Origin of the sequence: Paenibacillus sp. CF095 (assembly GCF_900101225.1) — a bacterium.
Taxonomy (GTDB): domain Bacteria; phylum Bacillota; class Bacilli; order Paenibacillales; family Paenibacillaceae; genus Paenibacillus.
Genome location: NZ_FMZN01000001.1, coordinates 3,964,215 through 3,979,168 on the forward strand (window position 1 = coordinate 3,964,215; position 14,954 = coordinate 3,979,168).

General features: G+C 46.9%; 13 protein-coding genes. 4 read left to right on the forward strand and 9 right to left on the reverse strand.

Annotation, left to right across the window (positions count from 1 at the left end; translation table 11 throughout):
• Nucleotides 1-3 precede the first annotated feature (3 nt).
• Entirely contained in the window at nt 4-1,854 is a 1,851-nt protein-coding gene (locus BLS69_RS17600) for a DUF4127 family protein (RefSeq protein ID WP_091033932.1), read from the reverse strand.
• A 345-nt stretch (nt 1,855-2,199) separates the two neighbouring features.
• Between BLS69_RS17600 and BLS69_RS17605 the strand changes: the two genes are divergently transcribed.
• A complete protein-coding gene (locus BLS69_RS17605; protein ID WP_091033934.1) occupies nt 2,200-2,682 on the forward strand; it encodes a hypothetical protein in 483 nt (160 codons plus the stop codon).
• Between the two features lie 96 nt (nt 2,683-2,778).
• Here the strand turns inward: BLS69_RS17605 and BLS69_RS17610 are convergent, their stop codons facing one another.
• The 7 genes from BLS69_RS17610 to BLS69_RS17640 all read right to left on the reverse strand — a co-directional run bounded on the left by BLS69_RS17610 (nt 2,779) and on the right by BLS69_RS17640 (nt 8,820).
• Nucleotides 2,779-3,738, reverse strand: a complete 960-nt coding sequence (locus tag BLS69_RS17610; protein WP_091033938.1) for a hypothetical protein — start codon at nt 3,736-3,738, stop codon at nt 2,779-2,781.
• Between the two features lie 179 nt (nt 3,739-3,917).
• Nucleotides 3,918-4,553 carry a VOC family protein gene (locus BLS69_RS17615; protein ID WP_176872758.1) on the reverse strand — a complete coding sequence of 212 codons (636 nt, stop codon included), beginning with the start codon at nt 4,551-4,553 and terminating at the stop codon, nt 3,918-3,920.
• On the reverse strand, nt 4,550-5,008 hold the full coding sequence (locus BLS69_RS17620) for a VOC family protein (RefSeq protein ID WP_091035119.1): 459 nt from the start codon (nt 5,006-5,008) through the stop codon (nt 4,550-4,552). Before BLS69_RS17620 ends, BLS69_RS17615 begins: the two co-directional genes overlap by 4 nt.
• A 45-nt stretch (nt 5,009-5,053) precedes the next feature.
• The gene (locus tag BLS69_RS17625; RefSeq protein WP_091033942.1) at nt 5,054-5,629 is read right to left on the reverse strand and encodes an NADPH-dependent FMN reductase; all 576 of its coding nucleotides are present in this window, start codon (nt 5,627-5,629) and stop codon (nt 5,054-5,056) included.
• A 188-nt stretch (nt 5,630-5,817) separates the two neighbouring features.
• Nucleotides 5,818-6,552 carry a response regulator gene (locus BLS69_RS17630; protein WP_091033944.1) on the reverse strand — a complete coding sequence of 245 codons (735 nt, stop codon included), beginning with the start codon at nt 6,550-6,552 and terminating at the stop codon, nt 5,818-5,820.
• An 18-nt stretch (nt 6,553-6,570) separates the two neighbouring features.
• On the reverse strand, nt 6,571-8,238 hold the full coding sequence (locus tag BLS69_RS17635) for a GAF domain-containing sensor histidine kinase (RefSeq protein WP_091033947.1): 1,668 nt from the start codon (nt 8,236-8,238) through the stop codon (nt 6,571-6,573).
• Nucleotides 8,239-8,337: 99 nt separating this feature from the next.
• Complete coding sequence (locus tag BLS69_RS17640) at nt 8,338-8,820, reverse strand: ArpU family phage packaging/lysis transcriptional regulator (RefSeq protein WP_017690187.1); 483 nt, start codon at nt 8,818-8,820, stop codon at nt 8,338-8,340.
• Between the two features lie 692 nt (nt 8,821-9,512).
• Between BLS69_RS17640 and BLS69_RS17645 the strand changes: the two genes are divergently transcribed.
• The 3 genes from BLS69_RS17645 to BLS69_RS17655 all read left to right on the forward strand — a co-directional run bounded on the left by BLS69_RS17645 (nt 9,513) and on the right by BLS69_RS17655 (nt 12,387).
• On the forward strand, nt 9,513-9,956 hold the full coding sequence (locus BLS69_RS17645; RefSeq protein WP_082219000.1) for a helix-turn-helix domain-containing protein: 444 nt from the start codon (nt 9,513-9,515) through the stop codon (nt 9,954-9,956).
• Between the two features lie 42 nt (nt 9,957-9,998).
• Nucleotides 9,999-10,415: an ImmA/IrrE family metallo-endopeptidase gene (locus BLS69_RS17650; protein WP_017690190.1), complete on the forward strand. Its 417-nt coding sequence runs from the start codon at nt 9,999-10,001 to the stop codon at nt 10,413-10,415.
• 172 nt (nt 10,416-10,587) lie between these two features.
• On the forward strand, nt 10,588-12,387 hold the full coding sequence (locus BLS69_RS17655) for a 5'-nucleotidase C-terminal domain-containing protein (protein WP_091033949.1): 1,800 nt from the start codon (nt 10,588-10,590) through the stop codon (nt 12,385-12,387).
• A gap of 601 nt (nt 12,388-12,988) precedes the next feature.
• Here BLS69_RS17655 and BLS69_RS17660 read toward each other — a convergent pair.
• Nucleotides 12,989-14,770 (reverse strand): proline--tRNA ligase, encoded by a 1,782-nt coding sequence (locus BLS69_RS17660; RefSeq protein ID WP_091033952.1) that lies wholly within the window; start codon nt 14,768-14,770, stop codon nt 12,989-12,991.
• Between the last annotated feature and the right edge of the window lie 184 nt (nt 14,771-14,954).

Here is a 14,954-nt window from a genome sequence, read left to right on the forward strand (position 1 = left end):
AGTTTAGTTCAGCGTAACCTGCGGGTTCAACGTAATCTCAAATGCACGGCCCCAGATGAAATCGGGATTCGCATATTCCAGCAGCGCACTAGCATACGTCGCGTAGGACAATTCGTCATTACAGATCTGCTTTATCGCCACATTGCCTGTCTGGAACGCTGTTTTATTCGCAAGCGCCGTGGTATAAGTCTGCATCAAATCACGGAGTAATGTTTGCAAATGGGCATAGTCTTCCTCTGAGTTGAACAGCAACATATTTTGATCCGAAAGTGTAGCCACGTTGGTATACAGCGCATGGGCTCGGGAATACGTACGGATGTCCGCAATCGCTACCGCTTTGTAGTAATAATCCTTCAGGAAACGCTTAAACAACAGCGAGCCATGCGCATTCATAGCATCTCGCAACTTATGCTCATGCTTCTCTGTTGTGATCAATGCGTACCTCGACTGTCCCATGCCTACGGCAATACCGATCTTGTTACCTGGTGTATTCCAGGCACTGTATCCCAGAACCCGCCCGGTATATGGACTGTTTAGCAACGCTTCAGCAACATCAACATTGGCTGGTCCTTTACCCACAAAATCAATCAATACCGAAGGCAGACCTTGCTCACTATTTAGCGTCAATTGCTCCAACGCAGCCTGCACCTGATCCAGAGCCGTAATGGCAATAATCTCAATGTCGATGCCCGTGTTCTCCCCGGAATTACCCGGGTGACCCTTCGTCATACGATCCAGTTCGGAGGCCATGTCAAACGGGACAACTTGATCGGCTGATACAGCCACCAGCTGTTCATTTTCCAAGCCAGCACCCACATCCGTCACCACCTCAGGTTCAGGATATGCCGAATCCGCTACAAGCACACCACCTACAATATCCACATGACGAACCACATTTTCTTGTACATCCATGTATTCATACGTGTTGATGATGGTATTGCCGTGAGGACCAAAATATTTCACTGCGTAACGTGTCCTCGCCCCACCTCGGAACAACTGGTTAGCCATGCGAGCGACCAAAGCGTGCCCCAGACCATCTGCATCCGGCAGGATGATAGCACGATCCGGATTTTGTCCATTGGTTCCACCCAGCCATTCATTGATCCGCGCTTCTACATATTTGATTTCATTGATCTGAACACCCTGCGTGTTGGCATCATCGACGCCAACCGCGAGGAAATCGATATAACCTGTGCGAGCCAGCTGATCCAGAATGTACAGATTTGTTTTGAATTTATGTTGTCTTGTGTTGTAATACTGTTCTTTATCAAAATAGGTCGTTGTCCCATATTCCACCCCATCTGGGGACAGGTTATAACCTTCGATAATATCCTCAAACTCGGTGTATGTCTGACGTGGCTGCTGCATTAACGCACGAGACTCATTATATGCATCGAGCGCCAAGCCATCTGCAAACGAGGTCGTAGCCAAACGCATGATGGTGTCCATTACAAATACGGGTTTGCGTGGATATTTCTGCTTGATCACGCGGATCACATCCAGCAAACGCGTGGTTTCTTCATCGTATTCCGGATAGACGTCTCCACCATCTCCGCGGAGCTGACGACTGCCAATCAGACCGCCATAGGCGAGCATATCGGATGAGATAATGAATCCGTCGACCTTGGCAGCATGTTTCAGAATAAAGTCGTGAATCTTGGACGGTTTGCCATAAACCGGCGTGGAGGTGCCGAGCAGCGTTGTGCCATCTACGGTTTTCTCCGAGTCCAGACGATTCTTAATATCACTCAGGTTCGGTGTAACGATATGGATACCGGCTGCTTTCCCTTGCACAATCACATCATACAGATTCGCTGGACGATCATCCAGTGGAACATACAATACTGTTTTCATATCACGTAGCCTCCTGTTATCTGTTTAGTCTTTAATACCCGATCAGGGCAAGGATGCAATCACCGAATTAAAAAACCGGCCCCATGGCCGGTCTGTACTTTAGCGTATGAGCTGTCAGTGTGTCTTCCTTGCTGCTGATCCGATAATACCATTTTACCGCCTTTACCCACTTACGCTGATGGTAATCGGGATGAATTACGCATGAATGTGGTCGTCTCCGTGGCGGTTAAATGTCGGTTTCTCGCGAGAAAATCCTATCGACAATCCAACCAAACCCATCCTGATGATGTTTATATGACATAAGTAGCTTTCAAATCCTACGAACAATAAAGGATGGATATGACGATGAAAAAGAGGTATTTCTTCTATCTTTGGATTGCTGTCACCAGTTATATGGCGGGCCCCGCTATGTATGCGTTGGGAATGTACATCTTATATCAGGAAACAGATGTTATAACAACATCTCTCATTGGATGGACCGCGGCAACATTCTTATCCGTTGGTATCCTGTTTATCCTGATCACAGTCATCATGCTACAAGTGTTCAACATCTATTATTTCTGGCTGCAAACCCTGCTTTTCGAGTTACTTTTCCTTACCCTCGTCTATATGACCACTGTTCTTCTTGGGGCTGGCAACAGGGGACTGCCCAAGCTGTCCTTTTTATTTACGCCCGAAGGCATCTCCTTATGGATGTTCTGGGGGAGTATTGCACTTATGAGTTCCTGGGGAATATGGGCAGCACGTCAGCCCGTACGAAAATCACCATACATGCTGGTGTCCAGAGTCATGCTGATTCTTTTTATTTTTGAAATTTGGCCCCGTTAAAAAGGTACCGGATGCCCACAATTCGGTAGACCAGAATAATGCCTAGAAGGGGTGTCCGTCATGTCGGACACCCCTTTCTGAAATGTATGTTTTATCTCACGCGATGATATAACGAAAGTTCTCCCATGTTTCAGGTACGGGCTCCCCGTTCTTGGCATGATGATAGAAGCTGAACGGGAATTTGAATATATGACCTCCGTTCCAGTCACGGGAACGTCTGTCGGTGAGCCAGTATTCCAGTTCATGAGGGAGCGCCACTGATCGTTCCGCTTGTTCCAGTGGCAGCAGGTCTACGGGTGATTGCAATGTCGGCATCTCCTGTTCAATATCCACATCTCGGCTTAAGCGTAGTGCCTTCACCATGGTAAGGAAAGGCGGGATGCCTTTGTGGAATAATGCCGGATAACCCAATTCATATAATATATTAAGCGCATGTCCGTAGGTGAGCATATGACCAATCAGGTCATGATGCGCTTCCGCGTGATATATGGTCTGGAACGCCCCAAGCTCATCCAGAATCAGGCGTGACAACTGAACTGGATCTTCAATCTCGGGGAAACCATCGCTGTTTTCCGGCTTCAGACTGCGAATTTCTTTCAGCGTTGTGTTCATCCAAGATCTTCCCGGGATGGTTCGATCGAATGAATCGATCAGTTCAACCAGCCGACCAATGTCCTCCGCAGTGCCCCATCCATCCAGTTCGCGAATAGCTTTCAGACTGATTGCCCCGTAGATGGCCTGGTGTCCAACCCAGTGCAGCTCTCCAATCGTTCGATCCAATGCGTCCGTAATACGCGCTTCGGCATCTTCCCTAGGCATCATCTCACCAATCGGAGAGGTCTGACCAGGGCTGATTCCATGCTGGCGAAGCATGGCTTTTGCTTCGGCGGTAACACTGCCGGCGGCAAGGGCAGTGAGACGATTTTCCCGTACCCAAAAATATGCCGCAATCGCACCCGCCCCATAATGGGCGTGCCACAGATCTCCTGTACGTTCCCGACTGGAAACGATAATCGATAGTCCCTCTTCCAACAAACGTCGATCCAAGCTTGCCACCACCCTTCATCATATGTAAGTCCATCAGAGAAACTATATAAGTTGAACTAAGATCTGTCCTCTCCGTTATCGTGTAAATTTAGTTCAACTTATATATCCTAATGAATACATAAAGCGTTTACTTCTATAACATGATGGAAATGCTCCACATATGCCCGTTTTGCCCCGGAATGCAAAGTTTAGCCAATTCGAAGCTTGCCCACGCCAAGGATGGATACTTCCAACGGATAGATCTGTGCTTTTTGTTTGGAGAAAAACCATGTCCGATCCTTCCTCACCACAATAAACAGACCGTGCACATCTCCTACAGGAGCAAAGGTATCACTGACCTCACCCCAGCGCGTGAGTCCAATCTGCTGAAGCTCATTCACCGTAGACAGAACATCCTCCGTCACCAGTCCAACTTCACACACCTGTAATATATCTTGAGTCGAGAAGTCATGGTCACTCTCGTTTTGAATACGATGATGAGCAATCAGCTCAATAATATTGCCTGCCGGATCTTCAAAATAGAGAGAATGAGAGTCCCAATTAGTAGAGTACGTTTCATCCCGATCTCCTTCCCTGCTTAAAACAACATGTGATGCAGCCCACTGCTTCGCTTGCTTGAACCGATTCGTTGGAATCATCCAGGCAACGTGATAAAAGGGCTCATGATCATTTTCACACGGTTTAAAAATGATCTTCGTCCTTCCAACCTCCAGGTTGAAGGCCTGATCTGTCGCATTGGACACCTCCATTCCCAACGTATCACGATAAAAATGCTTGAGGTCCTCCAGCCGTGTTGTATATAACTGCAATTCTTCGATCATCATACGGCCTTCTCCTGCAACTCCTCCCACTGACTCCATGGCACCATGCCAAGCTCAGGCTTCGCTTCATCCGGGAGCATGGCGATGAATTCAAGCGAGTGACCATCCGGATCGTTAAAATACACAGATACCGCAGGCATCCAGCCAAAGACGTACAGTTCACCGATATCATCATCCAGGAAGTTGCTTGTCTTGATTCCTTTGTTCTCCAAGTGAGCCACTGCATGTTTCATATCCTCCAGAGATACATGAAAAGCAAAGTGCTGACGTTTCACCTCGGAAGGTTCCTTTTGCCACAATCCAAGCATGGCATTGCCTTTTCCACCAATCCAGTAGAAGGAGTTTCCACGTTCTTTCTGCCCGTAGGCATAAGGTAAACCCAGGACCGTTTCATAGAAATGATGGGATCTCTCCAGATCCGTCACGTTTAGATGTGTTTCAAATATGCCTGTAATCATAATGCTCAACCTCTTTTCCTTTCCCATTTTCATCTTCCTTGGTTCTCAACTCATGGTAGAATTCCGCGCATTCGTTAACGTCTGGGCCAGATTTAAAAACAATCCAATAACCCGCTGAACCCGTTCCTCTATATCCTGACTGCCTTCGTACTCTTCGTATCCGTCAAATGTCGCTTCGAATCGTCTGCGCTGCGTACCACCAATGGAGATCCACTCTTGGGCATTGATACCATGCAGATTCCGGACAATCGCTTGCAGTTGTAAAAGCGAACTTACCCCCACCGCTCCGCCAGAGGAGCTGATGGACAGGACGGGCTTGCCGCTGAAATGAGCCTGACTCAGGTGATCCAGTGCATTTTTGAGCACACCGCTAATACTGCCGTGATACTCTGGTGTAGACAGGATGATTGCATCAGCCGCGAGCATACGTGTATTCAGGTCTGCCAGATGTTCATGGTCCGCTTGTTTTTCATCTGGTGCGTAGAATGGAAGTGGCGTCTGATACAGATCAAACAGGCTGGCCTGATGTCCCTGACCTCGAATAATCTCCACAGCATACTCTCCCAGACGTGTACTGGTTGCATTGTTCCGATTGCTGCCTGCCAAAATAACAATATTCATTCATGTCACTCTCCTTGGTTTTTTAATAATTCAAACTCTCATGTTTCAACCGACCTGTTATTTCTACTCTTATCTTACCTTTCTTTTGCATCCAAATCGTCAGCAGATAGACTTAACTTGAAATACCAAAAAACTCAACCTTTAGGTTGAGTTTATACGACTTAAGTATGAACATATGTCGGAATTGGTCACACGACCCAGCCATTTCTTACGGCATGAAGAGCCGCTTGTGTCCGATCCGCCAGACCCAGTTTGTCGAGCAGATGACTGACATGTGTTTTGACCGTTTTTTCGGTGATGACCAATTGAACTGCAATTTCCTTGTTGCTCAATCCTTGAGCAATCAGCCCCAATACCTCTTGTTCACGGCGAGTAAGCATATCCGGACCACCAAAGGATGTTTCATTTGATTTTCCAACCTGCTTCAGCTCTTGAATTTGACTGTCTGCTGTCTGATCTGTCGGTATATGCTGTGGTTGCTGTTCATTTATAGACCACTCGGATGAAGCCATCACATGCATCAATTGACCTGCTGCGGCGGGATGCAATTCTACCTGACCTGCATGCACATTGCGAATGGCCACAGCCAGATCCTCCGGTTCAATATCCTTGAGTAGATATCCTTTCACCCCTGCGCGCACAGCAGGAACGACATGATCCTGATCCGAAAACGATGTGAGCACAATAATTCGCGTTCCTGGCATTAATGCACGCAGCCGTCTGGCTGTTTCGATTCCGTCCATGACCGGCATATGCAGATCCATTAATACCACGTCAGGTTTTAACAATTCCGCCTGCGCCAGAGCTTCCTGCCCGTTCGATGCTTCACCAACAACTTCCATGTCTTGCTGTGTGGTCAAAAAAACGTGCAACCCTCGTCTCACCATCGCATGATCATCTGCGAGCAAAATCGTAATCGGCATCTCTTCTTCCCCCTGACTTTATACAGATTCGAACGGAAGTGGAATGACTGCCGTTACTGTTGTTCCCTTGCGGGGAGAACTCACTATTTCTAAGCTGCCCCCGAGCGATTGGGCCCGTTCCTTCATAATGGACAGACCAAGCGAGCTTCCAGACGACACTTTTGGCCTGTTCGCACCACCTTTTCCCTGATCTGTGACGGTGAACACCACTTCATGATCACTTAACTCGAGGGTGACCTCAGCAGAAGAAACATCAGCGTGTTTCCGTACATTATTCAGCGCTTCCTGTCCGATTCGCCACAATGCTTCTTCTATATTACGCGGTAAAGACCGCGTTCCCGTGCGATTCATCACCACTTGAAGCCCCTGGCTGGTGCCGTATTCCTGTAGCGCATGGAGCAGCCCTGCTTCCAGTCCCGCGGGACGGAGCTGCATAATCAATGCGCGCATTTCCTTGAGAGCCTCCTGAGACAAAGCCCGAATATCCTTCATCGCTTCCGCTGCCGGGTGCAGCTGCTCGGAGCCGGATAACATACTTTCCGCGCCTTTAGCCGTTAACGACAGTGAAAATAAAATCTGATTAACCGAATCATGCAGATCGCGAGCCAACCGGTTCCTCTCTTCGAGTCGTGCCAGTTCGCGGCGATTCTCCGCCAGCTTCAGACTCTCCCATGAGGCAGCAATATGTTCAGCCACTGCCTCCAGCACTTCACGGTCCGCCTGCGCAGGACCTGATGTTCCTATTCCGATCACCAGAATCCCCGTTTCCCCTGGCGTATGGTAGGGAAGGGGAGCAGCAATTCCCGAGACAATGGAATTCATAACCTGTTCAGACTTGCACAAGGTAAATATCTCAGCGATCTCTGTCCCAGACAGAGATGTAGCACGATGACTATTGATTACATGGTTAATGTGGCTCGTCACTTCTGAAGATAACGGAGTAATTGATAACGTTCGAACCTTATCATCTGCATAGGCTGCCTGCAAAACGAACATTCCGTTTTTCTGCTGAATAATTATAGCAAAAGGCCAATCATAATGCTGCCCAAGCAGCTGTACAACTTTTAAAGAAAAAGCCTCAGAATTGCTGCATTCGTTCACTGCAAGACCCAAGGCCGTGCTGAACTCCCCCAGCTTGGCATACAGATCAGCCCGTCGCTGCTCCGCACGATACAATCTCATCCGTTCTATCGCACTACCAATCTGGTATGCCACGCCCTGTAACAGTGCCAGTTCACTGTCGCTGAAATGTTCCTTGGCTGGCGCAGCCACGTTGAGCAGGCCGAGCATCTTCTCACCTGACCTTAACGGGACGGTTGCATGGTGGGTAATATCATGGGTATCTCCCCATTGGAATTCAACGGCATCCTCCAGCCGTTTACAGTTAATGATGTTGACCGCATGATTGAGTTGACCATCCTTAAAGCGGTTCACACACCAGCAGGTACCCGTTCGCATGGGCTCTTTATCTTCACGCAGTAATGCCGGGGGCAGATTGTAATCCGAAACACAGGTATAGTCTCCACGTTCATTAATCAGAAACATCCAGCCTGCCGTTAATCCGGTCAACTCCAGTAATTTGCCGACCACGGTATCCAGCATTAAGTTCAGATCATTGGACGTATTGAGCGTTTCCGCGATTGTCTTCAACGTGATCATTTCCTGCATTCCGACTTCTTCCGACATCGCAGACTTCTCTCCTTTGGCTGTGCCAACTGTGGTTTGTTCAACTATTGTAACCAATCGACCCTGGATATTAAAGGATCAACTTCTTCAATCGCTCACTCAGCCCAGCTTCTGTCGCTCTTTGCGGGACACAGACAAAGGCTCCATATTAATCAGACCTCGATCGGACAGAGCCAGCGCCATTTTGTAGAAAGCACGTGTACGAATCTTCGTATACGTATCCTTGCTGACAGGTGGATCAAACACATGGTTATACACTTTATAGTCAAACACATCATCGTCTTTCAGATATCGTTCACAGACGAGTACACGTTCCTTTTCACTCAGCCGGGATACAACAAAATCAATCGTATCGCAGTATGCCTGACGTGCGCGCTGCACGTCCACATTGTAGATCGCCGTTCTCGCCGTGGAATCACCCGTCACATTGGTTGCACCGTGGAAACGCTCGGCATAACTTGCCGTCACCATAACCTCTCGTTCTTCAAATGCAATCGTTTTATAGATTCGGTATTTTTCCAGCGCAGCCTCAACAGCTGTTTGCGTTTTGCGTCGGTCCAATTCGGGCAGCATCAATTCCATATTTATCTTCCTCCTTTAGTATTCTTCATATCACTCACTCTATCGTTCACGTCATGTTGTTTTGCAATCGTTCTTTGCACGATGGCAAAACGCTCTTATTCATAGAGTTGTCCAGTTTTCCAAAAAAGTAACGACATTTTTTTAATTTCCCCCTGTTGCCTTTTGGAATCACTCCAAACTGCTATAATCCGGGGAATTCAATTTTTTAAAGAGTCACTTCTAAAATCCAACCTGTGTCATTGTTACATTTTGTTCGTATAGTGTTCGTATTTCTATTTGAGGATACCACTTTCTGGAGATCGGAGTAAACCTTCATTTTGGTTCGTTTTGACGATAAAATAAAACCTTCGCTCTCATTTCCTATGCCTTTTGGCATAATTGTTTCATATCTCTTTACCTAATGGTATATATACGTTATAGTACTGTTTAATTAATGAACTTCCGTATAAGTCATTTGATTTTTATAAGTTAAGATGTGGATTAGATATGCACGTTAACGGAGAGGACAGAAAGAACCTGAAGAAGCGAAGCGTTCGCCTTTATCACCGAAATTCCACCTATGAAGATATACATTCAGGAAATTCGGGGATAACAGCGATCGGAAGGTTGTTCTGTCATCGGAGTGATCTGTGCAGCACGAGCTCTCTTAATTTATAACTCAAGCACTTGTACGAATCGAAGGAGTTGGCATAATTGTGGAGCACGCTTTTGGTCCTTATATGAAACAACTGCGCGAGCAACAGGGATACAGCATCAATCAGCTCGCCGAAGCAGCCGGAATAAGCAACTCACAGATTTCACGTATTGAGAATGGGGTCCGGGGTGTGCCAAAACCAGCGACCATCCGCAAGATTTCAGATGCACTCTCGGTGCCCTATACAGAGATGATGAAACAGGCAGGTTATATTGAACCAGGGAGTGCTGCTGAACTTCAGGACGTACCGGAGTGGGCTACATACAAAGACCGTCGTGATTTCAAAAAGATGCTGGAGGACGATGATGATCTGATGTTTGACGGCATTCCACTCGATGAAGAGGACAAGAAACGAATCAAGGATGTGCTGACAGGTCTGTTCTGGGAAGCCAAACAGATGAACAAACGCAAAAAGACAGACGAATCGGACAATCGCCCATGAGACAAGACCCACTGAATTTAATGAGGCAGCAGGTGAGATCATATGGATGACATCGTAACAAAGCTGATTCGAAAACACCGGACCAACTGCCCTTTCAGCATTGCCCGCGCGGTTGGAATACAGATTCGTTTCACCAATTTGGGGAAGTCCACCAAGGGACTCTACTTTCGCAAGCTCCGGCGCAGGTTTATCGTCATACACAATGATTTGCCGCCGGAATGGCAACGGTTCGTGTGCGCCCATGAGCTTGGACACGACCGGCTTCATAAAGGGATTAATCGATTCTTTCTGGAGGAACATTCCTATTTTGCTCCAGGCAAGCTGGAAAGACAGGCCAATCGTTTTGCCATTCAATTGCTAACCTCAGGAGTGATGCCTGAACCGGATGAATCTTTGGAGAAATTTTGTTTACGTACCGGACTGCCGCGTGAAGCGCAGCATTTTTTTTACACACTTTAAGAACATACGTTCTTTCAGAAGATTATATTTTCCAACAGCAGATTTACATGTCACTTTCAGGTTACGTATTTTTACGTAATTCGCGAGATTTCCTAATAATAGTCTGTTAAAATACTACGTGAGCTATGTAAACGCTCAAGTAGATTATTATTTGGGGAGGTTTCGGATTCATATGAAAATCTGGAAGAATTACGTTTCACTTCTGCTAACGGTCTGTTTGCTGTTTGGCAGTGTAGGTATTGCCTCAGCTGCAACGGATACCACTCCGGGCACAGGTAAACACATTACCATTCTACATACGAATGATACGCATGCCCGTGCAGTTGAATCTTCACCTGCTATGGGTTTTGCCAAAGTAGCTGGAATCGCTGACAAATATCGTAGCGAAAACCCTAACACACTCTTGCTCGATGCTGGAGATGCTGTGCATGGTACAACATTTGCCACTCTTGTGAATGGTGAGAGCATCGTGAAAGTCATGAATGAAATGGGATACCAAGCCATCGTACCGGGTAACCACGAATTCAACTACGGTTCGGATCGTCTGATCGAACTGGCGGACATGATGAACTTCCCCATGCTGAGTGCCAATGTGAAGAAAAAAGACGGAACACGTCTCTTCGATCCTTATCTCATTAAAGAAGTCGATGGCGTGAAGATTGGTATCATCGCTTTGACTACACCGGAAACGTTGTACAAAACGAATCCAAAAAACGTAGAAGGTCTTGATATTACAGATCCATCTGCGGAAGCCAAAGTTCTGGTGAACGAAATCCGCAGCAAAGTAGATGTTGTTGTGGTATTGGGACACCTTGGTCAAGATGCGTCCAGCACGGATACTAGCTTTAAAGTTGTTAAAGAAGTTCCTGGCATCGATGTATTCATCGATGGTCACAGCCACACTGTACTGCAAGATGGCCTTGTATCCGATAATGGAACATTGATTGCAAGTGCAGGAGAATACACTAACTACGTAGGTGTCATCGATCTGTGGGTAGACGGTGGTAAAGTAACGAAAAAACAAGCAACATTAATTGATGAAACTGAAGCAAAAGACATCAAACCGAATGAGAAAGTCGCGACTCTCGTGAACTCCATTCAAAAAGAACAAGAACCTATTTTGAAAGAAGAAGTAGCCAATACAGCTATTCTGCTGGATGGTAAACGTGAACAGGTACGTGCAGGAGAAACTAATCTGGGTGACCTGCTTGCAGATGCCATTCGTGATGTCAGCAAAGCCGATATCGCATTGACTAACGGTGGTGGTATCCGTGCTTCCATCGAAAAAGGTATTGTAACCAAAGGTGATATCATCACAGTGCTTCCTTTTGGTAATCAAGTGGTAACCCTTGAAGTGAAAGGGTCCGATATTCTGGCTGCCCTTGAAGTCGGTGTAGGTTCCTACCCCGAACCAAGCGGTGGATTCCCGCAAGTATCTGGTATCAAGTTCAAAATTGACACTTCCGCTGCAGAAGGTAGCCGTGTACATTCCGTAACCGTGGGTGATAAAGCCCTTGATCCGGAAGCAACGTATACACTGGCAACCAATGATTTCACAGCTGTTGGTGGTGACGAATACACCATGTTTGCCAAATATCCAACTACCGGTATGTATGGCGCGCTGGACGAAGCATTGATCAATTACATGCAGAAGCTTGGCGCTGTAGACATCAAAACAGATGGTCGGATCAGTGAAGCGGTAAAACCTGCAGTAGAGCCGGAAACTCCTGCAACAGAAACACCAGCTCCAACCAAGCCAAAACCAGAAACACCAAAACCGGAAAAACCGTCTAAACCAACACCAAGCAAACCAGCTCCAGCCAAACTGCATGTTGTGAAATCCGGAGATTCCCTGTACTCTATCTCCAAACAATACGGCACAACTTGGCAGGCATTGCAAAAGCTGAACAATATCAAAAATCCACACTGGATTTATCCAGGTCAACAATTGAAATTGCCTGCAGCTTCTTAAGCTCAGCAAAGCAAAGTGCATATAGGCATGATTGCTTATATGGTGCAACAACATTACGAATCTATCTTGTCACAACAAAAAGGGTGTCCCTCAGGCCAGATTACTGGTTAAGAGGACACCCTTTTGTATCTCCGTTCTTAAACATCAATCCACATCAGATACTTGAACATTTCCTGTGGACATATCCTGCTGATCCTGACAATCATCTGAGGCAAAAATAAATCCCAGCTTGGCCATAACGGACCAACTTTATCATGTGCCTTCGACACCGAACTATATAAAAACTCTCCGGAATTACCGTATTCATGCGCTTATTGTACATTTAATTTCGACATCTCTGTCTTCTCAACATTGCATACTTGCACATAAATCCACCTGCGTATAATCATCTTCAAATCCTTAATCATAAAATCATTTGTATACTAAATACATATCTCCAAATATAGTTATTTCGTATGATATCACTCATAAAATCCTACCAAATTGCATGCCTATAGCCCTCTTTTTCATGCTCTCATTGGAATTTCAGCAATCAAAATCATCTACCGCATCATATTCGGTACTATTATATAAACTCATATAATTAGAAAATCCCCTGAATTTAGGAAGTGAGTTGTTCCTTCACATAAAGCACAGCCTCCTGTGCCGTCAAAGCGATTCGTTTCGATTCACCTGATGCTGCAAGTGCGTGTGATCCCAGTTCGACCTGTCCTTCTGCTGCTCCTCGGCCAATAACGATCTGCACAGGCAATCCGATCAGCTCCGCATCCTTGAATTTCACACCCGGACGTTCATCCCGGTCATCAACCAACACAGTGAAACCGCCATCGATCAATTGTTTTTCCAGTTCGAGGGTGAGCTGACGCTGCTGCTCATCCTTCCAGCTTACTGTAATCAGATGCACATCATAAGGCGCAACAGCGGCAGGCCATCTTATGCCATCATCTCCTGCATACTGCTCAGCTATTGCGGCCATCAGGCGGGATACGCCAATGCCGTAACATCCCATGACTGGCGCACACTGCCGACCATTACGATCCAGGAATGAAGCGCCCATGGCATCACTATATTTTGTTCCCAATTTGAAAATGTGTCCAACCTCAATACCTTTGGTAAACACAAGCGGTGATCCACATGTTGGACAAGCATCCCCTTCCGCAGCAAAGCGAATTCGTTCTACTCGCTCCAATGCAAAATCAATGCCTGGGCGTACGCCGGAAACATGCACATCCACTTCATTGGCTCCTGTAATTGCACTCTTCATCACTGCCACGTCAGCGTCCACTACCATCGGCAGATTTAGTCCAATCGGACCCAGGAATCCTACCTTCAGATTTGGATGTGCGGCAATGGCTGCATCGTCTGCAAGGATCAGTTCCTCTGCCCCCAACACCTGCTTTAATGCGATGTCATTCAATTCATGATCTCCACGCACAAGCGCAGCGACGAGCTGACCATCCGCCACATAAAGCAGCGTTTTGATCATATGTTCAGCACCTTTGCCCACAAAGGAACTTAACTCTGCGATCGTACGAACGCCAGGTGTGGAGATGCGTACTACATTTTCCGCTCCTGAATGTTCATCCGTTTGAATGGAGTCTGAACTCGCAAAGTCGGCTGGAACTTCCAAGCTTCCTTCTTTTTTCTCCATATCTCCTGAAGTCTGATAATCCGCTTTCTCCAGATTTGCAGCATATCCACAATGTTTGCAGGTTACAATTGTGTCCTCACCCACATCAGCAAGAGCCATGAACTCGTGTGTTTCTCCTTGACCGCCAATCGTTCCTGCGTCAGCCTCAACACGGATATAGTCCAGACCACAACGCTCCAGAATGCGACTGTACGCTGTGTTCATCGCCTGATAAGTCCGATCAAGCTCTTCCCAGTCCGAAGCAAAAGAGTACGCATCCTTCATGATGAACTCACGTCCACGCAGCAATCCAAATCGAGGACGGCGTTCATCCCGGAACTTGGTTCCGATCTGGTACAGGGTGAATGGCAGCTTACGATACGAACTCACCTCGTCCCGCGCTAAAGCGGTTACGACTTCCTCATGTGTTGGTCCAAGAGCAAATTCCCGTGCATGACGATCCTTCAGACGCATCAATTCGGGACCATACTGTGTGTATCTTCCGGATTCTTCCCACAACTCCGCAGGCTGCATAATTGGCAGCAACACTTCCTGACATCCCGCACGATCCATCTCTTCACGAACGATTCGTTCAACATTTAACAATATACGCCGTCCAAGGGGCAGGTAACTGTAAATTCCCGCAGCAAGTTGGCGAATCATACCGGAACGCAGTAACCAGCGATGTCCCGCCGCATCTGCCTCCGCTGGCGCTTCACGTAATGTTGGGACAAGCATTTCACTTTGACGCATCATAACACACTCCTAATCTTCCTTTTTGTTATCAAATACGGCGCATAAACAGCAAAAAGACACATCCGTCAAGGGACGAATGTGTCGTGGTACCACCCTTATTTAACTGCAAATTAATCCGTTCGCAACCTATGCGATCTGTAACATGCAGTCCTACGGGGCATAACGGGCCCTGCCGGCGGAG